Genomic DNA, 23,460 nt, shown 5'->3' with positions numbered 1-23,460 from the left:
AGGAGACAATGACGCCCATGACCACCACCTCCGTCGTGTCCATCGTCTACGTGAACGACGCTCCCGCCGCCGCCCGCTTCTACGGCGATCTGCTCGGCCTCAGCCCTTCGCTGGAGACGCCGGCCTACATCACCTTCGACCTCGGGCCGGGCGCTCAGCTCGCTCTGTGGTCCGGCCAGTACGAGGATCTGTCGCCGACCGTGCCGCGTACCAGCGAGGTCTGCCTGGCCATCGGCGGCGGAGGACCCGACGAGATCACCGCGCTCTTCCAGCAGTGGCAGTCCAAGGGCGTGACGATCCTGCGCGAGCCGCACGACACGGGATTCGGGCTGACCTTCCTCGCCGCCGATCCCGACGGGAACCGCATCCGGGTCGCGCCGAAGGACTGAACACCGCTCCGGGCGGGCGGCCCGGCCGTACGGAAACCGGAGCCGTCGTCACGGGTTCTACCGCCTTGTGGGCTTTCGCGCGGCCCAGGTGCTGATCGGTGCTGCCGCCAGGGTGAAGACCAGGGCGAGGGCGGCCACGCCGATCAGCGCGCCGCGCAGGTCGGTGCTCTCGGCCAGCAGGCCCACGTAGGCCGGGCCGAGCAGGAAGCCCAGGTAGGCGGTGGCGGCGACGGCGGAGGTGGCCCGGCCGTGCTCAGCCGGGCCGGTGTCGCGCAGGCTGCGGCTCAGGAGGGTGGGGAAGAGCGTCGCGGTGCCCAGGGCGGCCAGCACCAAGCCGGCCAGGGCCACAGCGACCGAGGGCGCGGTGGCCAGCACCACGCTGCCCGCGGTGGCCAGCACGCCGCCGCCGAGCAGCATCGCGGTGGGGTGGCTGCGGGAGAACGGGGCCAGGCTCAGGCGGGCCAGCGCGGCGGTGGCGGCGAAGGTGGCCGGGGCCGCGGCGGCCAGCTGGGGTGAGGCGGTGAAGACGTCGGTGAGCATCACCGCGCCCCAGCTCTGGTGGGCGTTCTCGACGGCGTACGCCAGGGCGGCGACCAGCCCGACGACCAGCAGCGGCAAGGCGGGGCGGAGCCGGGCGCGCTCTTCGCGAGCCTCCACCGGCAGCCGCAGGGACGCGCTGGTCAGGTGAGCGGCCGCGGCCAGGGCGAGCATCACCGCCGCGACCACGGCGAAGGCCGCCGGCAGGGACAGTCCCGCGCCGAGCAGCGCCCCGGTGGACAGGCTGGCGATGACCACGCCCACCGAGAACAGCCCGTGGGAGCGCGTGAGCAGAGGCTTGGCGGTGGCGTGCTCGGCCCGCCCGGCCAAGGTGTTGATGGCCACGTCGGCGGCCCCGGAGGCGGCGCCGACCACGAGCATCCCGGCGACCAGCAGCACCACCCCGTCGGCGCCGGCGGTGATGAGGAGTCCGGCGCCGGCCAGGGCCGCCAGCAGCCAGGGCGCCACGCGGAGCCCGAAGCGGTCCACCGCGCGGCCGGTGAAGGCCATCGCCGGCATCGCCCCCAGACCGATGAAGAGCAGGGCGGTGCCCAACTGGCCCTCGCTGGCCCCGGCCTGGGTGCGCAATTCCGGCAGGGCCGCTCCCCAGGCACCCCAGAAGATTCCGAACGCGGCGAAGGCGGCGTACGGCGCGTAGGCGGCAGGCATGAATCGTAACGTTACACAGCCGGATAGGATGCTGCCATGACCACCCCCGCCCGACGCCGCCCCACCGTCAAAGACGTCGCCAAAGAGGCGGGAGTGGCGCCGATGACGGTCTCCTACTCCTTCAACCACCCCACCCGGGTCGCCGAGGCCACCCGGGCCCGCGTGCTGGAGGCCGCGGCCCAGCTGGGCTACCGCCCCGACAGCACCGCCCGGGCCCTGCGCTCCGGGCGCGCCAACCAGCTCGGAGTGGTGGTCGGGGAGCACCTGTCCTACCTCCTCGACAACCCGCAGGCGGCCCAGTTCCTGGCCGGGGTCACCGACGTCTGCGTCAGCGAGGACCTGGGCGTGGTGCTGATCCCCACCCGAGGCGACGCCTCCGACGTCGACCGGGTGCTGGCCGCGTCGGTGGACGGATACGTGCTCTGGACCACCGTCGCCGACGACCCGGTCCTGGCCGCCGTGGCCGGCAGTGGGCGACCCGCCGCCATCCAGGGCGGCCCGGCCCACCCGGGGCTGGCGTGCATCGGCCCCGACGACCGCGCGGCGGCGGCAGCGGTCGCGACGGCCACGCCGCTGGCCGAAGCGACCCCCGTCATCGTCAGCTTCCCCCTCGACCGGCGCCGCACCAGCGGCATCCTGCGCGGCCACGACCTGCCCCCGGACCTGACGGACCCGCGGGCGGTCCCCTTCCCCGTCACCGGAGCCCGCCTGGCCGGCTACCGCGACGCGCTGACCGAGGCCGGTCGCGACTGGGACGACGTACGGATCGCCGTGGTGGAACGCAATCAGCGCGAACTCGGCGAGCAGGCCGCCGGGGCGCTGCTCGAGACCCTGGAGGGCGCCGGCCCCGTGGTGATGCTGACGATGAGCGACGAGCTGGCGCTGGGCGCCCGCGCCGCCACGGGCCGCACCCGGCGAGAGGTGACCCTCACCGGGTGGGACGGCTCCCGAGAGGCCATCACCTCGGGAGTCTGGTCGGTGGCGGCCTCGTTACGCGACCAGGGCCGCGCCTGCGCGCGAGCGGCCCTGTCCGGCGGCCTCGACCACCACCAGGTGCCCTGGACCGTGGTGGCGCCCGAACGACAGGACGTTCGTCGCTCGGCGGCCGGAGCAGGGCCTGAGTAAGATCAGCATGGTGGCTCGCTTTGTTCTCTTTCCCGGGCGGCACCATCTGCTGACCCGCTTTCAGGCCGACTACCTGCGGGAGCTCGCCGGTGACGGTGCGACCATCGTCTGGGCGGTGACCTCGGCCAACCACGAGAACACCAAGCGCAATCCCGTCCCGTACCACCGCCGGGAGGCCGCCATCGAGCGGTTCAGCGTCGGCACCGGTCTGCGGTCCGTGGTCGTCCCCATCTTCGACGCCGCGCCCACCGACGCGTTCGCCGAGGTGACCCTCAAGACGATCACCGTGGCGACCGGGCTCGACCTCACGCCGGACGACACCGTCGTCGCCTGTTCGACGCCGGAAGTGGCCAAGCTGTACGAGGTTCTCGGCTTTCCGATCGCCCGGGTCGAGGCCTCCCGGGCGACGCCGCCGGAGCGGCCCTGGGACGTGCTTCTGCGGCTGAGCCGCGGGGACGAGACCTGGCGCGAGCTCGCCCACCCGGCGACCATCGACGTCTTCGAACGGTACCGGCTGGTCGACACCGTCCGTACCGTCATCAACGACCCGATCATCGGGGACGAGGGCGGTCTCACCGCCACCCGCGACTACCGCACGTACGTCGAGGCCTTCACCGCCGCCGCCGAGCGCAAGTGGGCCGCGGTCCGGCAATATGTCGAGCCCGGCCGGATCGTCGACATCGGCTGCGGGGCCGGCTCCGTGCTCGAGCTGGCCGACCGGGAGCCGGCGCTCTACGAGAGCGATCTGATCGGCGTCGAGATCGCCCGCCACCTGTACCAGGAGTGCCTGCACAAGAAGGATCAGGGCGTCTTCCGCAACGCGAACGTCTACTTCTATCAGCGCAACGTCCTGGGCGGCGCCATCTTCGACGAGCGTTCCGTCGACACGACTCTCACCTTCGCCCTGACCCATGAGATCTGGTCGTACGGGCAACGCCGCGCCTCGGTCCGGGAATTCGCCCGCCGCATCTTCGAGCACACCGCCCCCGGCGGCGTCTGGATCAACAGTGACGTCTGCGGACCCGACGACCCGCACCGCGAGGTTCTGCTGCGCCTGACCCGCGACGACGGCGCGAACCCGGCCACCGTCTCCGGTGAGCCGTCGAAGGCGTACGTGGAAAGCCTGTCGACCCGCGCCCGGCTCGACCAGTTCGCCGCCGATTTCGCGTTCCCGTTTTCCTTCGCGGCCGTCGACGACGAGACCGTGCGGATCGAGCTGGGCTCGGCCATGGATTTCCTGACCCGCAAGGACTACACCGACAACTGGCTCTCCGAGACCAAGGAGCAGTTCTGCGGCCTGAGCTTCGCCGACTGGACGGCCCTGCTCACCGAGGTCGGGTTCACGCTCGACCCCGCCTCGGCGCCGATCCGCAACGACTGGGTCGTCGACAACCGGATCGCCCCCGTCGCGTCACTCGCCGGCCTCGACGGCACCCCGCTCCCCTGGCCGTCCACCCACCTGCTCGCGGTGGCCCGCCGCCCCCACAACGGCTGACCGCGTCGGCGCGGGTAGCGTTCCGGGCACTTCCATGAACGCGGACCGGCTGTTACACGACTTCTCGCTCGAGATGACCGGCAAGGACCTCGGCGAGCTGGCGGCCGCCCGCGGCACGATCCCGCCGGGCACCCGGATCAACATCACCTTCCTCGCCCACGAGGACTCGGCCGTACGGCTGGCGGCGGCGACCGCCGCGCGGGCGGCCGGCTTCGTCCCCGTACCCCACCTGTCGGCCCGGCGGCTGGCCTCGCGGCAGACGCTGGAGGAGTTCCTGGCCGCGCTCCAGGCGGCCGGGGTGAGCGACGAGGTCTTCGTGGTCGGCGGCGACCCCGCCGATCCGCACGGGCCGTACCCCGACTCGCTCTCGATCATCGAGTCGGGCCTGCTCGAGCGGTACGGCGTCCGGCGGGTCAGCATCGCCGGCCACCCCGAGGGCCATCCCGGCATCCCGGACGGTGTGCTGTGGGACGCCGTCGCCGACAAGAGCGCCGCCCTGGCCAGGCACGCGCTCGGCGGCGACATCATCACCCAGTTCGGCTTCGACGCCGACCCGGTCCTCGACTGGATCGCCGCCCTCCGCGAGCGCGGCCTCCACAGCCCAGTCCGGGTCGGCGTGCCCGGGCCGGCCGGCGCCGGCCGGCTGATCCGCTACGCCGCCCGCCTCGGCGTCGGCACCGGCGCCTCGATCGCCGATCTGGTCACCACCACCGGCACCGCCGGGCCGGGCCGGTTCCTGCGCGCGCTCGCCACCGACTACCACCCCGCCACGCACGGCGAGGTCAAGCTGCACTTCTACACGTTCGGCGGCCTGCGGGCGACGTCGGAGTGGATCCACGCGTACGCGAAGGAGCACTGATCTTTTTGCGCAGCGAACGGCTGGCGATCCGCAGGTTCGCCGCGACCGACCTGACCGACTTCCTGGCCTACCAGAGCGACCCGGTGGTACGCCGGTACCTGCCGGGCGAGCCGATGAGCGCCGCCCAGGCGGCCGGCTATCTGGCTGTCCAGGCGGATCTGGACGACGGGGTCCGCGACGCGTGGCACGGGTACGCCGTCCACCATCTCGGCGAGGACCGGGTGATCGGCGATGTCGGCGTCTGGCTGCCGGCCCGGCCCGTGGGCACCGGCGATGTCGGCTTCCAGTTCCACCCCGGCTTCCACGGCCGGGGCTACGCCTTCGAGGCGATGCGGGCCTTCCTCCCGTACGCCTTCGCGACTTTCGCCCTGCGCACGGTGACCGCGACCTGTTCCCCCGCCAACACGGCCTCCTGGGGCCTGATGGAACGCCTCGGCATGCACCGGATCGAGGAGACCGGCGAATACGTCAAGTACGGCCTGACGCCGAGTGAGCCGAGCGCGAGGTAGCTGGTTGCTCGTGCGGTGCTCTTGCGGAGCGCTCGGTTGCAGCCGCGACGCCGCCGGGCGGGCGGGCCGATGCGGAAGGGGTGAAAAAGCTTTCCGTGACGCTGGCCGCCGTCCTGTCGATCGTTTCTCTCGTCGTGGGCAACGGCGACGCCGCGGCGGCGGGGGCGGCCACGGCCTCGCTCGGCATCATCGGCAACTACTCCGACGCCGATATGCGAAGCATGCGTTCGGCCGGCGGGGCCGGTGACGCCCTGGTCGAGATGAACTGGTCGCAGGCCGAGCCGGCACCGGGCCAGTTCGACGTGCGGTACCTGGACTCGGTCGCCGCACGCGCAGCCACGCTGCGGGCGATGGGCTACACCATCTCGCTCAACACCGGGATCCAGAGCGCCCCGGCCTGGCTGCTGGCGCGGCCGGGCGCGCGCTACGTCGACCAGAACGGCGTCACCTACACCGGCGGCCGCGAGCCCAACCTGGTCTTCGGCACGGCCTACCGTCCGCTCGCCGTCCGCTATCTGACCCGGGTCTTCCAGCAGCTGGGCACGGACTTCTCGCTGGTCCGGGCCGGCGGCGGGCACTGGGGTGAGCTGACCTACCCGAGCAGCGAGAAGCAGCGCAACCTCTACTTCGCGTTCGACGTCAACGCCGCCCGCCTCAACCCGGTGCCCGGCTGGAAGCCCGGTCAGCCGAGCCGCGCCGGCCAGGCCGCCAAGTTCCTCAACTGGTACCTGAACGCGCTCGCCGGATATCAGAACTGGCAGATCACCGCGCTGCGCCAGGCCGGCTGGGCCGGGACGGTCGCGATGCTGTATCCGTCGTACGGCATGCGCGCCGGCGACTTCGACAAGGCCGTCGCCACCAACCTGTCCGGCACCTCCAGCGCCGAGATCAACGGCGAGGTGCAGCGGGGGTACGACGCCACGCGGCAGATCGGCGCGCTGAAGGACAAGAAGGTCGCCGTGTACGGGACGTGGGCCGAGAATGCCGACACCGTCGCGTACCTGGCCGGGCTGGCCCGGGGTAAGGGCCTGCCCGTGATGGCCGAGACCACGCACGTCTGCCGGCCGTCGCAGCTGCCGGCCGTCATGGGCATCGCCCGGGCGAACGGCCTGGCCGCGCTCTACATCGTCCGGTTGGGCGCCGCCGACATCGTCGGTAACGCGAGCTACCTGCGTACGGCCTGAACGCAGGCTTCCAGCAACCGCTCGGCGGCCGCCGCCCAGGTGAAGGTGGCCGCGTGAGCGACTCCACGGGCCGCCAGGGGCCCGCGCAGCGCCGGATCGGCCAGCAGCCGGGCGATCGCGGACGCCCAGGCGGTGCTGTCGTGCGGCGGCACGTAGGTGGCCGCGGTCCCGCCGACCTCGCGCAGCACCGGCACGTCGCTGGCCACGACCGGCGTCCCGGCCGTCATCGCCTCCAGCACCGGCAGCCCGAACCCCTCGACCAGGGACGGGTAGGCGAGCAGGGCGGCGTCCGCGTACACCGCGCCCAGCAGTTCCTCGGCCACGAACGGCAGGCGCACCACCCGGTCGGCCACACCGAGCCGGTCGACCGCCGGCCCGACCTCGTCCGGGAACCGCGGGTCGGGCGAGCCGACCAGCACCAGCCGGGCGTCCGGCACCTTCGCGATCGCCTCCACCAGCACCACGGCGTTCTTGTGCGGCCGTTGCGCGCCGACGTGCAGCACGTAGCCGGGCTCGATCCCGTACTCGGTGGCGAGCCCGCGCCCCGGCGGCGGAAGGAGGTCGACGCCGTTCGGGATAACGTGCGCCCGGCGGCGGTAGCGCTCGGCGATCTGGCCGGCCGAGGCCCGGCTGACGGTCAGCGCCGTGGTGGTCCGGGTGATCAGCGTGGTGAGCAGCCGGTAGGACAGCGCGACGGCGCGCGACGGCGCGAACCGGGGATCCGCTTCGAAGATGCAGTCGTGGACCATGGCCAGGCTGGGCACGCCGGCGAACGGCGTGGCGCCCAGGTGGTACGGGAAGAACATCACGTCGACCGGCCGCCGGCGCAGCACCCGGCGCCACCGCCACAGTTGCCGCACGTCGACCGGCGGCAGATCGACCGGGTGCAGGGTGACGTTCGGCCGGCCGGCCAGCCGGTCCACGTCGAACCGCTGTGACCGGGTACGGCCGGTGAACACCACCAGCTCCACGCCCTCGGCCCGGGCCAGCTCGGCGCAGAGCCCGTACATGACCCGGCCGATGCCGTGGTAGCGGTCGTCGAGGACCCGTCCGTCGACCCCGATGCGCAGTCTCATCGCCACCTCCGCGGAGCGAACTCGGGAAAGGCCATCGCCAGCGCGACCGCGCCCGAGACGCCGGCGACCGCCACCCATCCGGCCGGGTTGTCGACGACGGCCAGGGCCGTCGCCAGCAGCATCAGCACGGCCAGGTCGCCGGCCGAGCGCCGGCGGGTGAGCAGGACACGCACCGCGGGCCGCAGGGACGGCAACGCGAGCAGCGGCAGCAGGACGACGCTCAGGGCGGCCACCGTGGCGCTGACCGCCACCCCGGCGACCCCGTAGGCGAGACCGGACAGACCGGCGACGGCCAGGTAGGCCACCGTCGTCCCGGTCAGGGTCCGGACCGCGCTCCCCCGGACGTCGTCGGCCTGCAGGACGGTCACCACCAGGTTGAGCAGTCCGACGGCCAGTCCGAGCACGGCCGCGAACGGCAGCCAGCGGTCGACCGCCGCGAACGTGTCCGGCAGCAGCAGCCGCCGGATCGGCGCCGGGAGCGTGATCAGGGCGGCGGCCATGACCGCCGCCACGAGCAGGTAGGTGCGGATCGCGTCGGCCTTACGACGTGCCGAGCCGTCCCGGCTCAGGGCGGCGAAGTTCGCGGTGGAGACCGCGTTCGACACGAACAGCGGAACCCGGCCGAGCGCGGAGGCGGCCTGATAGGGCGCGGCCGCGCTGGCCAGCCCGAGCACGGCCACGATCACCGTGTCGGCGGCCGAGGTGACGGCGACGTTGGCCTGCAACCGGACCTGGCGTACGGCCGCCCGGAGAAGCTCGGTCTGGGCCGGGCCCCAGGTGGGCCGGCGCAGCAGCCGGCGGGCGGCCAGCACCGGTGCCAGCAGCACCAGGCCGCCGGCCGCGAACCCGCCGAGGGCGCCCGCCGACTGCCAGTGCGCGCCGAAGACCAGACCGGCGCCGGTGGCCGCCTTGACCAGCGCCTCGAGGGTGAGCAGCCCGGCGATCGCGGTGATCCGGCCGGTGCCCTGCAGGTAGCCCATCCCGGTCGAGCCGACGGCGAGGATGAGCGAGGCCGCGGCCAGCAGGGCCGCGTCGGCCACCGAGCCGAACAGGAGCACGCCGGCCACGAGCAGGACGGTGAGGCCGGCGCCGAGCACGAGGTTCGACCAGAACGCGAACGAGGTGACCACGGCCTGCCGCTCCGGGTCGCCGGCGGCGCGGCCGACCTCCCGGGCCAGCACCCAGGAGACGGCCGCGCTGGAGATGGTGGTGCGCACCAGAAGCAGGGCCTGGCCGGCCGCGAACGCCGCGAACTCCGCGGGGGCGAGGCCGTGGGTCATGGCCAGCGCGTACCCGTAGTTGACGGCGCCGGCCGAGGTCGTGGCGACGAGCAGCCAGCCCGCGCCGCCGCGGCCACGGCGGCCGGCGCCGCGCAGCGTGTCGGTCATCAGATGCTCCGCCGGACCCAGCGGTGCCGGCCGACGACGCCGAAGGCGGCCAGCGCCAGCACGGCGAACAGCAGGGCGAGGAAGCCACTGCTCGAGGCGTTCGCCGCGATCGGGCGGGGCGGGTTGGCGCACTCGGACAGGGCGGTCATCCCCCCGACGACCCAGAGCTCGATGTTCTCGTAGCGGCGGCTGCCGAACCCGTACAGCTGCCGGCCGTTGCCCTTGACCCAGTCGGCCAGCTCGGGCGAGCTGTTGCCGTAGCGCAGGCGACTGTCCTTTCCGGACAGGAGGAAGGCCTGGACGCCGGAGCGGACGGCGGCGGGGCCGTCGCGGAACGCGGTGACGTGGTTGCGCGGCAGGACCGGGACCCAGCGTTCGGCGTTCCCGGTGGCGTTGACCGCCACGCACGGCAGTTGAGCGGTGATCCGGGCGCCCATCCGCGTGGTGGCGTCGTCGCGGGCCAGGGCCACGTTGGTCACCCAGCCCAGCGCGCTGACCGCGACCGCGGCCACGCAGACGGCGACCGTGACCCGCCGGGCGACGCCGTCGAAGGAGAGCACCGTCAGCAGGACCGCCGGGACGACCGAGTAGACGCTGAGTTGCTCGTTGGCCTGCCCGACCAGCACGCAGTAGGCCAGGAAGCCGAAGCTGAGGCCGCCGAACGCCATCAGCCAGGCGGCCCGCTCGTCCGGCCGCCGGCCATGACGGACGACCAGGTGGAGCAGGCCGGCCGCGCCGAGTGCGAAGACCAGATAGCCGGCGGCGTAGCCGAGGAAGCTGTCGGTGAAGACCGAGAAGGACGAGACGCCCGTACGGTTGAGGCCGCTCAGCTGTTTGAGCCCGAAGAGCCGTTCGGCGCTGATGTTGTGCTCGGCCAGCCACCACGAGCCGGCGCCGTTGAGGCCGGCCCAGATCGGGAAGACCGCGTAGACCGCCGCCGCCACCAGCAGGGAGCCGCCGGCCCGGCGCAGGAAGGGCCAGTCGCGCCGGAGCAGGGCCACCGCGAGCGGCACCAGCGTCACGAACAGCAGGGGTTCCTTGACCAGCAGGGCCAGACCGGACACGCAGCCGACCACGACGATGTAGGTCGGCGACGAGGCGCGGCGCAGCCGGATGGCCAGGTAGACCACGATCACCTGGGCCAGTACGGCGGTGGGCTCGATCAGCGCGGTGCGCCCGAAGCGGAGCACGAACGCGTCCACCGCGAAGATGATCATCGCGGCCGCCACCAGCAGCGGGTCGGCCGTGAAGCGGCGGGCCAGCATTCCGACCGCGACGACGGTCAGCAGCGTGACCAGGGCGCCCATCGTCCGGGCGTGGAACATCGCCTCGAGCACGGACCCGCCGCCCCCGACCGTCTCCCAGAGCCCGAGGAGCAGGAAATGCAGGGGCGGGTGGACGGCGGTGAGCTGCTGTCCCCACGAGATGGAACCGTGCTCGGCGATGTTCTGCCCGGCCACGGCGTACATCACCTCGTCGAGGTCGAAGTCGCGGGCCCCGCGAACGTTGGTGAACAGAGCCAGGGCGGCGGTCAGCGCGGCCCCGGCGTAGATCCACGGCCGCCCTCGGCGCCAGTACCGCGGCTCAGCCGGCCGGGCTACGTCGAGCAGTGTCGTGTCAAGCACCGGTGCCTGCCTTCGCGGTGATGTTCTCGGAGATCAACCGGGCTACGACGTCGTGGCCGTGGTCGTTGAGGTGGGCGTGGTCCATCAGGAAGTCGTCCCAGTGGCGGACCACGTCGCGGGTGGGCACGTAGACGACGTCGTCGCGGTCACCGGCGATCCGCCGGAGCAGGGCGTCGTGGTGGCTCAGGACGGCGTTCGAGCGGGGGAACATGTGGTCGTCGACGCGCCACAGGCCGACCAGCACCTTGGTGGCCGGGCCGAGGTCGTCGAGCAGGTCGCGCAGCCGGTGGTCGAAGTCGTCGGACCCGAGCCGGTGGTAGCCGCCGGTGACCGCGATGATGGCCCGCTTGACGGTGATCTTCGAGCCGGAGACGAGCCGCTGCCGCCAGCGTTTGACCGGGTGGCGGGAGTAGTACGGCCGGGGCTCCATCCCGGCCGGGCCGCGCCAGCTCCGCGGGCCGAACCGGTCGAGCAGGGCCTGGAGCAGGCGGCTCGGATGGACGTGCCCCTCGGCCGCGCCGAACGACAGGATGATGACGTCCGGCCGGAACCGGCGAATCTGTTCCGTGGTGCGGCGGTCGACCTCGGCCACGGTCTGCGCCGACCGGGACAGCTGCTTGATCTCGGCGTCCGCGTCGAGCAGCCGGGCCGCGCGGACGGCGTACGAGCGGCCGCCCACGCCGAGCCCCAGGGAACTGCTGCCGCCGAGGATCACTACCTTGGTGCTCACGACACTCCTTGCATGATGTCTTCGAAATAGGCGCGCAGGTCGTACGCCCGGGGACCGCCGGTGCGCTTCCAGCCGACCAGGTCGGCCGGGCGGGCGACGCGGGCCTCGATGCCCGTCACGTCCAGCCCGTAGCGGCCCAGCAGGACGAGGGTGTCGCGTTCGTCGAGGCCGGCCAGCAGGAGCCGGACGCGCCTCTCGCCGATGCCCGGCTCGTCCCAGTCGATCTGGTCCACGCTGCGCAGCGCGCGGTAGTCGATCCGGGCGGCCTGACTGAGCGGCAGGTCGGCCACGGTGGACAGGTCGCAGATCGCCCGGCGGTCGGCCCGGACGCGGCGGCAGTCCTCGTGGATCAGCAGGCTGGCGATCCGGTCGGTGGTGGCGTCCCAGTCGAAGCGGGCGGCCCACGACCGGCACCGCTCGGCCCACTCCTTGGCCACCGCCGGGTCCTCGAGCTCGACCAGGGCCGCCACGAGCTGGCCCGGCAGCTGTTCGGCATGCGGGACGACCCACCCGGTGACCCGGTTGCGCACCGAGTCCCGCAGGCCGGGCGCGGCCAGCACCACCGCCGGGACGCCCAGGCTCATCGCCTCGGTGACCGACAGGCCCCAGCCTTCGAGCTCGGACGTGCAGACGGTCACCCAGGCCGTGGCCAGCAGCCGGTCCCGCTCGGCCTGGGGCAGCCGGCCGTGCAGCCACACCCGGTCACCGGCGCCGACCATGGCCTCCAGGCCGGAGCGGCAGGGACCGTCGCCCACGATGTGCAGTTCGACGTCCGGCACCAACTCGGCCACCCGGGGGAACGCGCTCAGGAGCAGGTCCCACCGCTTGTGCGGGGCGAGACGGCCGACCACGACGATCCGGGGCGTACGGCTGCGCTTGGCGCCGGCCGTGGAAAGCGGCTCCTGGCCGTTGTTGGCGATGTAGATGGGACCCACGAGCCCGAGTGCCGTACGCACCTCCGACCGCGACGAGGGCGACACCACGGCAATGGTTCGCCGCCCGTAGACGAGCCGATTTCCCACCCTTTCCATCCATCGGCCGATGGCGGCCACCGGAAAGGGCAGATTCTGGGCGAACATCGTCTGATGTACGTGATGAATAAGCACCAGAACCGGCACCCGGCGACCCACCGCCAAGGGAGAGAAGAATGGTATGCCGTTGCAGGTGTCGACAATGGCGTCGATGTGATTGCGGTGCCGGAGAACCCAGAGCCAGGCGAGCAGATAAACGGTGTACGCGTTACCCATCCGCCGCACCGTCACCCCGTCCACGGTCTCGGCCCGCGGGGCTCCGGCGGGCCGGGCGGCCAGGACGGTGACCCGCTGGCCCTCACCGGCCAGGCGCCGGGCCACCGAGTGCATGAAGACCTCGGCCCCGCCGGCCCGCGGATGCGACGAGTCCTTGAAGTTCAGCCACACCACGTGCTCGCCCTCGTGCGAGCGGTAGCGCCGTCGGTTCATGCCGGCACCGGCAGGACGTCCGTGGTGTCCTCGCGGAGGTCGTACCGGTTCGAGACGACGCTGTACGCCGACATGCGCAGCCCGGCGTAGTCCGCGGTGTCCCGCGCCACCGGCAGGGACCCGGCCCCGTCCGGCATGGCGTCCCCGACGATCAGGGCGGCCACGTCCCGGTCCATCAGGCTGACGTGCCGCCCGTTGCCGCCGATGGTCACGACGTGCGCGCCGCCGGCCAGCACGCGCAGGGCGTGGGTCAGCAGTACGTTCGCCCGGGGGCCGAGCACGTGCGGGTCGCCGACGCCGATGCGGCGGGCCGGGCTCGTCGCGACGCCCCGGAGCACGGCCGGCGTCCAGCCCGGGCGCGAGCTGCCGACCACCCGGATACCCACCGGCGAACAGAGCGCGAATTCGTCGACGACCTCGATCGTCCGGTCGCTCGAACCGCCGTCGATAACGGCGATGGAGCCGGCGACGGGAAGGCGGGCGATGACGTCGGAAAAGGCCGCCAATATCGTTCGGGCCCGGCTTTCCTCGTTCACCAGAGGAAGCATGAATTCCGTGTCGAGCGCCGAAGAAAAGGGCGTCGCCAACGCCATAGCATTCGCGAAAGTCTGTCGCATCCCGTCAACCCCACGTCGTGATGACGCGCCAAGATCGGCGCAATACGCACGTTACCGATAAACCACACATAAACGGCATGACCGGACACGGGTCTGGCGGTTCGGAATGAGCGGCCGACTGAACGAACTAATCCTCTAGGGCGCCACCCGGAAAGCGCTTGCCCGCCCTCGTCCACACCACGGCGACCGCGGGGTCCGTAAGTTTCGGTACTAGCAGCAGCAGCGGAGCCTCGGCAAGCTCGCGATGCGGCCTCAACGCGTCGCTGAGCAGTTCCGGAACCGCGCTTCACCTGGCAGTACTCCGTACTCATGCCACCGGAGATCGACTTCGGTATTTCCGCGATGTTTCCGGAAGTTGTTGACAACGAGCGGCCGGCGGGCCACGCTCTCGCACAGACGCACTTCGATGTCCGTGGGGCTGTTTCCCCGGCAGCCCCCTCACGAGGAGGACGCACCTAGATGACCGCAGAACTCCCCCGCCGCCGTAGCCGGCTCCGGCTCCTAGCCGGCGCTGCCTGTGCCTTGGCGATGACCGTGACCGGCGTGATGGTCGCCGGTGTCGCGCACGCCGAGGCCGACCGGACCGTCAGCTCCAACACGACGGGCACGCACAACGGCTACTACTTCTCGTTCTGGAAGGACAGCGGCAACGCCAGCATGACGTTGCGCGCCGACGGCCGGTACTCGAGCAGCTGGGACCGCAGCACCAACAACTGGGTCGGCGGCAAGGGCTGGGCCACCGGCACGCGCCGGACCGTCACCTACTCCGGCACCTACAACCCCGGCAACAACAACACCTACCTGGCCCTGTACGGCTGGACCCGCAACCCGCTCATCGAGTACTACATCGTCGAGAACTTCGGCAGCTACAACCCGAGCAGCGGCGCCCAGCGGCTGGGCACCGTCACCACCGACGGCGGCACGTACGACATCCTGCGCAGCCAGCGGGTCAACCAGCCGTCGATCGACGGCACCGCCACGTTCTACCAGTACTGGAGCGTCCGCCAGCAGAAGCGCAGCTCCGGCACCATCACGGTCGCCAACCACTTCGACGCGTGGGCCCGCGCCGGCCTCAACCTGGGCAGCAGCTTCGCGTACCAGATCATGGCGACCGAGGGCTACCAGAGCCAGGGCAGCTCCGACATCACCGTCCGCGAGGGCAGCGGCGGCGGCACCAACCCGACCACCCCGCCCCCGGGCGGCGGCGGCAACTGCACCGCGGTGCTGAGCGCCGGCCAGCAGTTCGGTGACCGCTTCAACCTCAACGTCGCGGTCAGCAACGCCACCAACTGGACCGTCCAGCTCAACCTCAACGGCGGCCAGAGCGTGCAGAACAGCTGGAACGCCGCGGTCAGCGGCACCACCGGGACCGTCACCGCCACCCCGAACGGCAACGGCAACAACTTCGGCGTGACCATCATGGCCAACGGCAACTGGACCTGGCCCACAGTCACCTGCCGAACGAGCTGAGGCGAAGCGGCCCCCGGCTGTCATGCTGGGGGCCGTGAGCGCCGAAGCGGAACCACGGGCGGAGTTCGACCGCTGGGAACACCGGGAGATCACCTTCTTCACCGTTCTCCCGTACGCCCTCCTCGCGATCAGCCTCCTGCTCACGCTGCTGCTTCAGCCCGGGCACCGTCCAGCGGTGCTCGGGCTGTCGGCCGCCACCGCGCTCTGGTTGCTCCGCCCGCGTACGCGCTTCTATTACGCGGGCCTGATGCTGCTCACCGCCGGCCTGGTGGCGACAGCGCCCTTCTACGGCCTGTTCGCGTTCGCCGGCTACCCCCAGGCCTACGTCCACCTGAACGGCCGGTGGCGCTACGCCGGTGTCGCGGCCACGGCGACGATCTCGGCCGCCGCCTTCCAGGGCGGGTACTCCGCCATCGTCGCGGACGGCTGGTGGGAGTGGATCGCCGTCAGCGCGCTCAGCGTCGTACTCGCAAGCGTCTTCTTCTTTTTCACCGACCTGACCTACCGGCGCAACCAGCAACTGAAAGCGGCCCTGGCCGAGCTGGAGGCGACGCTGCAAGAGAACGCCGAGCTGCACGCCCAACTGCTGGTCCACGCCCGCGGGGCCGGCGTCCAGGACGAGCGGCAGCGCATGGCCCGCGAGATCCACGACACCGTGGCCCAGGGCCTGGCCGGCATCATCACCCAACTCCAGGCGGCCGAGAACACCATGGACCGCCGGCACCTGACGAACGCGCTCACCCTGGCCCGCGAAAGCCTGACCGAGGCGCGCCGCACGGTCCACGCGATGGAGCCGTCGATGCTGGCCGAGGCCCGGCTGCCGGAAGCCCTCGACGACCTGGCCCGGCGCTGGTCGCGGGCGAACCACATCACCGCCGCGGCGACCACCACGGGCGACGCCCGTCCCCTGCGTCCCGACATCGAGGCCGCCCTCCTGCGCACGGCCCAGGAATCCCTGACCAACGTCGCCAAACACGCGCGGGCCACCGAGGTCACGCTCACACTGTCCTACATGGAAGACCTGGTGACCCTGGACGTCCGCGATGACGGGGTCGGTTTCGTCCCGGCGGCCCGGCGCGCCCACGGCTCCCCCGACGGCGGTTTCGGCCTGGCCGGCATGCGCCGGCGTGTCCAGCGCCTGTCCGGCCGCGTCGTCGTGGAATCGGAGCCGGGCGGCGGCACCGTCATCTCGGCCACCCTCCCGGCCCTCCCCGCCGTCCACTGACGCCGCCGGGTGCTGTCGAGGCCAAGGCCGGAATCGAACCGGAGCGCCCGAAGGACCCGCTTTGCAGGCGGGCGGCTCCACCAGGAACCCACCGAGGCCGTGTACGTGCGTGCGGGAGGCGGGATTCGAACCCGCTCAGCGATGCACCCGCTTTACAGGCGGGCCCGACTCTCCCACGTCGGCGCTCCCACGAAATACCGCGTCGGGATGGGGAGACTCGAACTCCCGGCTTCCGGTTCCCAAGACCGGCGCCCTACCTCCTGGGCCACATCCCGTCCGTCTCCTCGGCGTCGTGCCTCTGCCGTTGGGCTACGAGGACAAGCAGCTCGGAGAGGAGGATTCGAACCTCCACCGTCCTGGCTCAGAACCAGGTGTCCTGCCGTTGGACCATCTCCGATCGAACGCATGGTGTGTTCGTAGACCCGACCGGGATCGAACCGGTGTCTCCGCCTTGAGGGGGCGGCGAGCGTGCCGCTGCTCCACGGGTCCATGTGCTCACCAAACAAAAAGGCCGCCTTCCCGGAGTCGGGAGGCGGCCTCGGCGCTGGGCGCTGGGCTCAGGCGCTGGGTGGCGCCTCCCGACAGGTGGGCTGCTCCTCGAGGAACGATCCGCGGGCAGCCTCGGCCGGCAGCTGAGGCTGCGGCTCGGCGACGGCATAACAGCGGATCATCGGAGTGCTCCCGGTCTCGTGTGACGGCGTTGGTGCTGGTGATTAACGTAGAGCGGCCGCCGGGGGATCGGCAAACATATTATTCCGCCGGCGGACCGGGGCGTTTCGCGGCGGCCCGCGGGGGAACGGAAACGGCTCGTGGAGAGTGGACAACTCATCGGCGACCGGTACCGGCTTCGGGAACGGCTCGGCCGCGGCGGCATGGCCGTCGTCTGGCGGGCCGACGACGAGGTGCTGGGCCGCGAGGTGGCGGTGAAGGTGCTGTCACCGGACCTGGCCGGCGACCCCGACCTGCGACGGCGGATCCGGGACGAGGCGCGGGCCGCGGCCCGGCTACGGCATGTGAACGTGGTCGCCGTCTACGACTACGGTGAGTTCGGCGAGGGCGGGCACACCCTGTCGTACGTCGTGATGGAACTCGTGGACGGCCGGACCCTGGCCGACATGCTCACCGGCGGCCCGCTCCCGTGGAAGGTCGCCGTGCTCGTCGGCGCCCAGGTGGCGGCCGCGCTGGCGGCGGCACACGCCGACGGTGTCGTCCACCGCGACGTGAAACCGGCGAACATCATGGTCACGGCGAGCGGCGTGAAACTCGTCGACTTCGGCATCTCGGCCACGGTCGGCGCCCTCGACGGCCAGGACGGCCAGGTCCTGGGCACGCCCGCCTACCTGGCGCCGGAGCGCATCGCGGGCGGCCCGGTCCGGCCCGCGACCGACGTCTACGCCCTCGGCCTGGTGCTCCACCTGGCCCTGGCCGGCCGGATGCCGTGGGACGCCTCGACGGTCACCCAGATGGTGAAGGCACATGTGTACGCCAAGCCGGCGCCGCTGCCGGCGATCGCCGGCCTGCCATCGGCGGTGACCCGGCTGGTGGCGCGCTGCCTGACGAAGAACGCCGCCGACCGGCCCAGCTCGATCGAAGCCTCGGAGGTGCTCGGGGAACTCGCCGGCCTCCCGCCGGCTTCCCTGATGCGCCGCGCCGCCGGCCCGGCGTTGTCACCGCCGAAGGCTCCGGCCCGCCGCGGCCTCACCAGGCCGCCGGCGTTCCCCGCGCCACGGCGTACCAACCGGGCCCACCAGGACACCACCGAATGGCCGGCCGTTCCCGCCAGCCAGCGCACCAGCGATCTGAGTGCCGCCGACCAGGCCACCGGCGGATCGTCGACAGCCGCCCACCAGAAGACCGGCGAGCTGGCGGGTCCCGCCGGCCAGGACACCAGCCGGCTGTCGGCGGTTCCCGCCGGACGACGCCCCCAGGACCACCGACACACCAGCCGGCCGGCCGTAGCCGCTGCCGGCCGGCGCAGCAGTTGGATGTCGATGGTTTCCGGCCGTCGGCGCTCTCACAAACTGTTCATCGCGGCCGGTGTGGCCGCCGGGATGCTGACCGCGGGTGGTGTCTGGTGGGCGGACAGCCCACCGTCGCAGCCGGCCCAGGCGGCCGCCGTTCCATCCGCGCCCTCCACCGGCACGACCAGTTCACCCGGCGTAACCCGGCCGGCCGACACCGGCGCCGCCGACCCACCCCGCGCTACCCAGCCGGCTGGGGCCGCCAAGTCGCTCCGTGCCGCTCAGCCGGTCGCCTTGCCCCACAGCGGCGCGGCCAATCCGGCCGGTGCTGCTCCGCCGGCTCGACCCGCCGTACGCACGGTCGCTCTCAACACGGGGCCTGGCCCGGCAAAGGCTGAAGCGAGGGGCAAGGCGAAGGGAAAGGGAAAGGCGCCGAAGAAGCCCCACCCCGCCCACGGAAAAAAGCCCGGCAAGAAGTGACCCATCGGCGAAGGCCGCGGGAGGCCGGACGTTTGAGGGCCGTCGCGGAAGGTACTTGCCCGGTCATGGAATATCGCACGCTCGGGCGCAGCGGATGCGCCGTCTCCTCGCTCTGTCTGGGAACGATGACCTTCGGTGACGAATCCGACGAGAAGGTGTCGCACGCCCAGCTTGACCGTTTCGTCGAGGCGGGCGGGACGTTCGTGGACACCGCGGACGTCTACTCGGCCGGTGAGTCGGAACGGATCATCGGTCGTTGGCTGGCGTCGCGGCCGGCCGAGGTCACCGGGGCGGTCGTGCTCGCCACCAAGGGACGGTTCCCGATGGCGGCCGACCCCAACGGCGCCGGTCTGTCCGCGCGCCACCTCACCCGTGCCCTCGACGCCTCGCTGTCCCGGCTCGGGGTCGAGGCCGTCGACCTCTACCAGGCTCACTCGTGGGATCCGTTCACCCCGCTCGAGGAGACCCTGCGTACCCTCGACGGTTTCGTCCGGGCCGGGAAGATCCGTTACTACGGTTTCTCGAACTTCACCGGCTGGCAGCTCACCAAGGCCGTCGCCCTGGCCCGCGAGCTAGGGCTGGCCGGCCCGGTCACCCTTCAGCCGCAGTACAACCTTCTGGTGCGCGAGACCGAGTACGAGATCGTCCCGGCCTCGCTCGACGCCGGCATCGGCCTGCTGCCGTGGAGTCCGCTCGGTGGGGGCTGGCTAACCGGAAAGTATCAGCGCGATCAGCGGCCCACCGGCGCCACGCGGCTCGGGGACAACCCGGAGCGGGGCATGGAGGCGTACGACCGCCGCAATGTCGCCCGCACCTGGGATGTGGTCGACGCCGTGCAGCGGATCGCCGAGGATCGTGGCGTGTCGATGGCCGAGGTGGCGCTGGCCTGGGTGACCGACCGGCCCGCGGTGACCTCGACCATTCTGGGCGCCCGCACCCTCGACCAGCTCGAGGCCAATCTCCGGGCGGCCGGCCTTCATCTCACCGCCGAGGAGACCACGGCCCTCGACGAGGCGAGCGATCCACGGCCGAACGACTACCCGTACGGTCCGCTCGGCCTCAACCAGCGAAGCCGCACTTTTTAATCATGCATTGAGAGGCTTCAATTGCGGGGGTACGATTGGGAGCGCTCCCAACTCCCCGGAAGGAAGCCTTGTGCCTCTCCCCCGAATGATCCCCGTCGCCGCGGCGGCCGTGTGCGCGACCGCCGCGGCCGCCGTCGCGCTCGCCTCGAGCCCGGCCACGGCCGGAACTCTGTCCGGCACCCTCTACCGCGACCCCAGCACCGCCGTCGCCCGCTGGGTCAGTGCCAACCCCAACGATTCCCGTACGGCGTTGATCAGCTCCCGCATCGCCGGCCAGCCGGCCACGCGCTGGCTGTCCAACTTCAACGTCGGCACCGTCCAGTCCGAGGTCTCCGGCTATGTCGGCGCGGCGGTCGCGGCCGGTCAGGTTCCGGCGCTGACCCTGTACGGCATCCCGAACCGCGACTGCGGCGGCGCCAGCGCCGGCGGCGCGCCCGACCTGAACCAGTACCAGGCCTGGATCAACAACATCGCCGGCGGGCTGGCCCGGCGTACCACGCTGATCCTGCTCGAACCCGACTCGATCGCCCTGCAGACCTGCCTGAGCGCCAACGAGATCACCGCCCGCAACCAGGCCCTGGCCACCGCCACCCGCACCCTCAAGGCGGCCGGGGCCAAGGTCTACCTGGACGGCGGCCACTCGGCCTGGAACCCGGCCGGCGAGGCGGCCAACCGGCTGGCCAACGCGGGCGTCGCCGACGCCGACGGCTTCTACTCCAACGTCTCGAACTTCCAGTCCACAGCGAACGAGACGGCGTTCGGCCGGTCGGTCCTGAGCGCCCTGTCCGGCCGCGGCATCAACGGCAAACGCCAGGTCATCGACACCAGCCGCAACGGCGGCGCGGCCGGCGACTGGTGCGGCGACGACAACACCGACCGCCGCATCGGCCGCTACCCCACGCTCGACACCGGCGACGCCAACATCGACGCCTACCTCTGGGTGAAGCCCCCGGGCGAGGCCGACGGCTGCCGGTACGCGGCGGGATCGTTCCAGCCCGACCTGGCCGCGAGCCTGGCCACCGGAGCACCTCTCCCGCCGACCACGCCACCCACCACCCCGCCGACGACCCCGCCCACCACGCCGCCGGTGACCACGCCGTCGGCCGGCGCTTGCGGCGCGACGTACGTGACGTCCAGCGCCTGGCAGGGCGGTTTCCAGGGCCAGATCACCGTCAAGGCCGGCGGCAGCGCGATCAGCGGCTGGTCCGTCTCGTGGACCCTCGCCTCCGGCCAGTCGATCAGCCAGGTCTGGGGCGGCAACCTGACGGTGTCCGGATCGACGGCCACCGTCCGCAACGCCGCCTGGAACGGTTCCCTCGCCCCGGGCGCCAGCGCCGAGTTCGGCTTCATCGCCTCCGGCTTGGCCGGCTCACCCTCCCTCACCTGCACAGCCTGAATCGCATCGCGCACCCCGGCCGAAGCGGCCGGGGTGCTGCGCGTCGTTCTCAGGACTGGGCGGTCGCGGTGACCACCACGTTGTCGCGGTAGTGGCGGGTTTCCGGGTCGAAGGGGCCGCCGCAAGTGATCAGGGTCAGCCGTGGAGCGCCGTCCCGGGCGAAGTACTTCGCCAGCGGGATGGCCGTCTTGCGGTAGCGCTCGCGGGCCACCACCTCGAACGTACGGTCCTTGCCGTCGGCGCCCGTCAGCGTGACCGCGTCACCGGGCTTCAGAGAGCCGAGCCGGAAGAAGGCTCCTTTCCCCTCAGCCGCGCTGTCCACGTGGCCGGCGACCACTATGGAGCCCGCCGTCGCCGAGAAGCCGGGACCGTACCGGTACCACCCCACCCGGTCCACGCTCGGCGGGACGGCGAAGTCGCCGGTCGCCTTGTCGATGCCGACCGCGTCGACGCGCGCGTCGAGGTCGAGTGCCGGGACGCGCAGCCGGGCCGGCGCGTCGGTGGCGGAGGCGCGGGGCAGAGCACCGTCCGCGACAGGCACCGCCGAGGAGGTCGCCGGCGAACTCGTGGGCGGGGTGGAGGCGAGCGTGGTCACGGCCGGTGCTCCGAAGTCGTCCGCGGGCTCGGCCCGGCAGGCGGCCACACCCGCCGTGACGGTCAGGGTCAGGCCGGCCGTGAGCAGAAGCAGGGCACGCCCCGGCCGCGGCCGGGGCGTGCCGTCTCGGTCCGAGACGCTCATCGGCGGGCGGTGACCAGCCGGGTCAGGCCGGCCATGGCCAGCAGGATGCCGACCGCCCCGACGCCGTACCACGGCAGCGAGCCGTTGCCGTCGGCCTGGCCGCCGTCGCCGCTGGGCACGCCGCCGGGCGCCGAGTGCAGGCCCGTGATCGACTGCGAGACGATGCCGAGCGTCTTGCCCTCGGCCGAGCCGATGGCGTACACGATGGTCGCCGTTCCTTCCTTGAGGTCAAGGTCGGCCGGCCCGAGTACGCGGGTCTGCGTGCCCGCCAGCACCACATCGGCCGAGACCGTGCCGGCGTCGACGTCCGCCTTGCCCTCCTTGCCGTTCGTCACGTCCTCGAAGACCGGCTTCCCACCGGCCCGCACGTCGACCGCCGGGGCCGCCGCCGTGTGCCGCACGATCAGCCGCGCCTTGCCGGCGGCCAGCTTGCCGGTGTCGTTCACGAACGGCGTCAGCGTCGGCTTGCCGTCCGCCGAAAGGTGAGCGACCAGGCTGATGTTGGCGCCACCGGGCACCTCGGCGTCGTCGACCTTCAGCAGGGCGCTGCCGATCGCGGCGCCCGGTTTGGTCAGCGCGATGTCGTACTGTCCCGCGGGCAGGCTCAGCGGCCCGGCGACCTTCCCCGGCTGGAAGTCCGGAATGGTCTTCTTCCCGTTGACGTAGACGTCCACCGCCTGACCGGGAATGCCGTGCACCACTGACACCTGAGAGTTCGCCTTGGCGTAGGCCGGCGACGTCCCCAGCGCCGCGGCCCCACCGAGGGCGAGCATGGTTACCGCGCCGATGGTGACCGCACGGCGGAAAGGCAAAGAGCGCATCGTGTCCTCCACGGGATCGTCGTCGATGTCGTACGCCCTGTCCTTCGTCACCACCCCAGCGAACGGATGCAGCCCCCCAAAACTTTTCTGACAAGCGCCGTCGGCACATCGTGGGGTCAGGTCGCTCGTGGAAGCGGCAACAGAGAGAAGCCGGCAAGGCCCAACCCCGGCCAACCGGAGCGGTCCCCTATGACGGACATCGTTCGACCGAGTTCATCCCCCGTATGGCGGCTCGCCGAGTGCATGTCTGAGACGATTGATTACCTCATCGACGGTGAAGTCCCACCCGGTCAGCCGCTGGCCACTCCAGTTGATGCCCACGCGGAAGTCGTCCTGGGCCAGGTCGGGCAGCGCCGCATCCCGCCAATGATCCAACGGCATCGATACGACGCGGAATTGAGGGCCCCATAAATTGGCGGCCCGCTGCGCACGGGCTTCCGACGACCAATATGGGAAAACCGGCCGCCCGGAACTCGAGACGGGGGTCGGGCTGCCGCCGTCGTCCCGAACCCACCAGACAGTATGAGTTTGAACGATCTCGCGGAAGAAGGCCGCCGCCTGAGCTCCGCTTGTGCTCACCCGAATCCTCCCCGACCGTTACGAATCGAACTCAGCACTTG

The 23,460-nt window shown here is 71.9% G+C and carries 21 protein-coding genes and 4 tRNA genes; 11 read left to right on the top strand and 14 right to left on the bottom strand.

Annotated features, from left to right (window positions below):
- Positions 1 to 17: 17 nt before the first annotated feature.
- Entirely contained in the window at positions 18 to 389 is a 372-nt protein-coding gene (locus ACGFJ7_RS28660; RefSeq protein ID WP_360255107.1) for a VOC family protein, read from the top strand.
- A 57-nt stretch (positions 390 to 446) separates the two neighbouring features.
- Here the strand turns inward: ACGFJ7_RS28660 and ACGFJ7_RS28655 are convergent, their stop codons facing one another.
- Positions 447 to 1,595, bottom strand: a complete 1,149-nt coding sequence (locus tag ACGFJ7_RS28655; RefSeq protein ID WP_360255109.1) for an MFS transporter — start codon at positions 1,593 to 1,595, stop codon at positions 447 to 449.
- Between the two features lie 36 nt (positions 1,596 to 1,631).
- On the opposite strand from ACGFJ7_RS28655, the gene ACGFJ7_RS28650 reads away from it, so the two are divergent.
- The 5 genes from ACGFJ7_RS28650 (at position 1,632) to ACGFJ7_RS28630 (ending at position 6,767) form a co-directional block, all read left to right on the top strand.
- Positions 1,632 to 2,720, top strand: a complete 1,089-nt coding sequence (locus ACGFJ7_RS28650) for a LacI family DNA-binding transcriptional regulator (RefSeq protein WP_392644754.1) — start codon at positions 1,632 to 1,634, stop codon at positions 2,718 to 2,720.
- Positions 2,721 to 2,727: 7 nt separating this feature from the next.
- Positions 2,728 to 4,215 (top strand): class I SAM-dependent methyltransferase, encoded by a 1,488-nt coding sequence (locus ACGFJ7_RS28645; protein WP_392644752.1) that lies wholly within the window; start codon positions 2,728 to 2,730, stop codon positions 4,213 to 4,215.
- A 34-nt stretch (positions 4,216 to 4,249) separates the two neighbouring features.
- Positions 4,250 to 5,074, top strand: coding sequence for a methylenetetrahydrofolate reductase (locus tag ACGFJ7_RS28640; RefSeq protein ID WP_392644751.1), 825 nt, complete (start codon positions 4,250 to 4,252; stop codon positions 5,072 to 5,074).
- 5 nt (positions 5,075 to 5,079) lie between these two features.
- Positions 5,080 to 5,583 carry a GNAT family N-acetyltransferase gene (locus ACGFJ7_RS28635; RefSeq protein WP_392644749.1) on the top strand — a complete coding sequence of 168 codons (504 nt, stop codon included), beginning with the start codon at positions 5,080 to 5,082 and terminating at the stop codon, positions 5,581 to 5,583.
- Positions 5,584 to 5,678: 95 nt separating this feature from the next.
- A complete protein-coding gene (locus tag ACGFJ7_RS28630; protein WP_392644748.1) occupies positions 5,679 to 6,767 on the top strand; it encodes a beta-galactosidase in 1,089 nt (362 codons plus the stop codon).
- Here ACGFJ7_RS28630 and ACGFJ7_RS28625 read toward each other — a convergent pair.
- From ACGFJ7_RS28625 to ACGFJ7_RS28600, 6 genes are read right to left on the bottom strand one after another with little or no spacing between them, the layout of a single operon-like run.
- Positions 6,749 to 7,843 (bottom strand): glycosyltransferase family 4 protein, encoded by a 1,095-nt coding sequence (locus tag ACGFJ7_RS28625; protein WP_392644747.1) that lies wholly within the window; start codon positions 7,841 to 7,843, stop codon positions 6,749 to 6,751. The genes ACGFJ7_RS28630 and ACGFJ7_RS28625 overlap by 19 nt on opposite strands.
- Complete coding sequence (locus ACGFJ7_RS28620) at positions 7,840 to 9,231, bottom strand: hypothetical protein (RefSeq protein WP_360255127.1); 1,392 nt, start codon at positions 9,229 to 9,231, stop codon at positions 7,840 to 7,842. The genes ACGFJ7_RS28625 and ACGFJ7_RS28620 overlap by 4 nt, the downstream gene beginning before the upstream one ends.
- Positions 9,231 to 10,856: an ArnT family glycosyltransferase gene (locus ACGFJ7_RS28615; RefSeq protein WP_392644745.1), complete on the bottom strand. Its 1,626-nt coding sequence runs from the start codon at positions 10,854 to 10,856 to the stop codon at positions 9,231 to 9,233. The genes ACGFJ7_RS28620 and ACGFJ7_RS28615 overlap by 1 nt, the downstream gene beginning before the upstream one ends.
- Positions 10,849 to 11,586, bottom strand: a complete 738-nt coding sequence (locus tag ACGFJ7_RS28610; protein ID WP_360255133.1) for a hypothetical protein — start codon at positions 11,584 to 11,586, stop codon at positions 10,849 to 10,851. The genes ACGFJ7_RS28615 and ACGFJ7_RS28610 overlap by 8 nt, the downstream gene beginning before the upstream one ends.
- Positions 11,583 to 13,046 carry a glycosyltransferase family 4 protein gene (locus tag ACGFJ7_RS28605; RefSeq protein ID WP_392644744.1) on the bottom strand — a complete coding sequence of 488 codons (1,464 nt, stop codon included), beginning with the start codon at positions 13,044 to 13,046 and terminating at the stop codon, positions 11,583 to 11,585. Before ACGFJ7_RS28605 ends, ACGFJ7_RS28610 begins: the two co-directional genes overlap by 4 nt.
- Entirely contained in the window at positions 13,043 to 13,582 is a 540-nt protein-coding gene (locus ACGFJ7_RS28600; protein ID WP_360255138.1) for a glycosyltransferase, read from the bottom strand. The genes ACGFJ7_RS28605 and ACGFJ7_RS28600 overlap by 4 nt, the downstream gene beginning before the upstream one ends.
- A gap of 540 nt (positions 13,583 to 14,122) precedes the next feature.
- Here ACGFJ7_RS28600 and ACGFJ7_RS28595 point away from each other — a divergent pair.
- Positions 14,123 to 15,133 (top strand): glycoside hydrolase family 11 protein, encoded by a 1,011-nt coding sequence (locus ACGFJ7_RS28595; RefSeq protein WP_360255140.1) that lies wholly within the window; start codon positions 14,123 to 14,125, stop codon positions 15,131 to 15,133.
- A gap of 34 nt (positions 15,134 to 15,167) precedes the next feature.
- Positions 15,168 to 16,358, top strand: a complete 1,191-nt coding sequence (locus ACGFJ7_RS28590; RefSeq protein ID WP_360255142.1) for a sensor histidine kinase — start codon at positions 15,168 to 15,170, stop codon at positions 16,356 to 16,358.
- A gap of 110 nt (positions 16,359 to 16,468) precedes the next feature.
- Here the strand turns inward: ACGFJ7_RS28590 and ACGFJ7_RS28585 are convergent.
- The 4 genes from ACGFJ7_RS28585 to ACGFJ7_RS28570 form a co-directional block, all read right to left on the bottom strand.
- Positions 16,469 to 16,549, bottom strand: a tRNA-Tyr gene (locus tag ACGFJ7_RS28585).
- Between the two features lie 11 nt (positions 16,550 to 16,560).
- Positions 16,561 to 16,633: transfer RNA gene (locus ACGFJ7_RS28580), tRNA-Pro, on the bottom strand.
- A 50-nt stretch (positions 16,634 to 16,683) separates the two neighbouring features.
- Positions 16,684 to 16,755: transfer RNA gene (locus ACGFJ7_RS28575), tRNA-Gln, on the bottom strand.
- A 20-nt stretch (positions 16,756 to 16,775) separates the two neighbouring features.
- Positions 16,776 to 16,847 (bottom strand) — tRNA-Glu (locus ACGFJ7_RS28570).
- Positions 16,848 to 17,167: 320 nt separating this feature from the next.
- Here ACGFJ7_RS28570 and ACGFJ7_RS28565 point away from each other — a divergent pair.
- From ACGFJ7_RS28565 to ACGFJ7_RS28555, 3 genes are all read left to right on the top strand, one after another.
- Complete coding sequence (locus ACGFJ7_RS28565) at positions 17,168 to 18,799, top strand: protein kinase (RefSeq protein WP_392644741.1); 1,632 nt, start codon at positions 17,168 to 17,170, stop codon at positions 18,797 to 18,799.
- 65 nt (positions 18,800 to 18,864) lie between these two features.
- Positions 18,865 to 19,884 (top strand): aldo/keto reductase, encoded by a 1,020-nt coding sequence (locus tag ACGFJ7_RS28560; protein ID WP_360255147.1) that lies wholly within the window; start codon positions 18,865 to 18,867, stop codon positions 19,882 to 19,884.
- 70 nt (positions 19,885 to 19,954) lie between these two features.
- Positions 19,955 to 21,280 (top strand): glycoside hydrolase family 6 protein, encoded by a 1,326-nt coding sequence (locus ACGFJ7_RS28555; protein WP_392644740.1) that lies wholly within the window; start codon positions 19,955 to 19,957, stop codon positions 21,278 to 21,280.
- A gap of 49 nt (positions 21,281 to 21,329) precedes the next feature.
- Here the strand turns inward: ACGFJ7_RS28555 and ACGFJ7_RS28550 are convergent, their stop codons facing one another.
- From ACGFJ7_RS28550 to ACGFJ7_RS28540, 3 genes are all read right to left on the bottom strand, one after another.
- A complete protein-coding gene (locus ACGFJ7_RS28550) occupies positions 21,330 to 22,019 on the bottom strand; it encodes a class F sortase (RefSeq protein ID WP_392644739.1) in 690 nt (229 codons plus the stop codon).
- Entirely contained in the window at positions 22,016 to 22,840 is an 825-nt protein-coding gene (locus ACGFJ7_RS28545; RefSeq protein WP_392644855.1) for a DUF4397 domain-containing protein, read from the bottom strand. Before ACGFJ7_RS28545 ends, ACGFJ7_RS28550 begins: the two co-directional genes overlap by 4 nt.
- A gap of 213 nt (positions 22,841 to 23,053) precedes the next feature.
- Complete coding sequence (locus ACGFJ7_RS28540; protein WP_360255153.1) at positions 23,054 to 23,419, bottom strand: DUF2750 domain-containing protein; 366 nt, start codon at positions 23,417 to 23,419, stop codon at positions 23,054 to 23,056.
- Positions 23,420 to 23,460 lie beyond the last annotated feature (41 nt).

Origin of the sequence: Actinoplanes sp. NPDC048988, from assembly GCF_043197815.1 — a bacterium.
Classification (GTDB): domain Bacteria; phylum Actinomycetota; class Actinomycetes; order Mycobacteriales; family Micromonosporaceae; genus Actinoplanes.
This window is presented reverse-complemented; position numbering and strand designations above follow the sequence as displayed.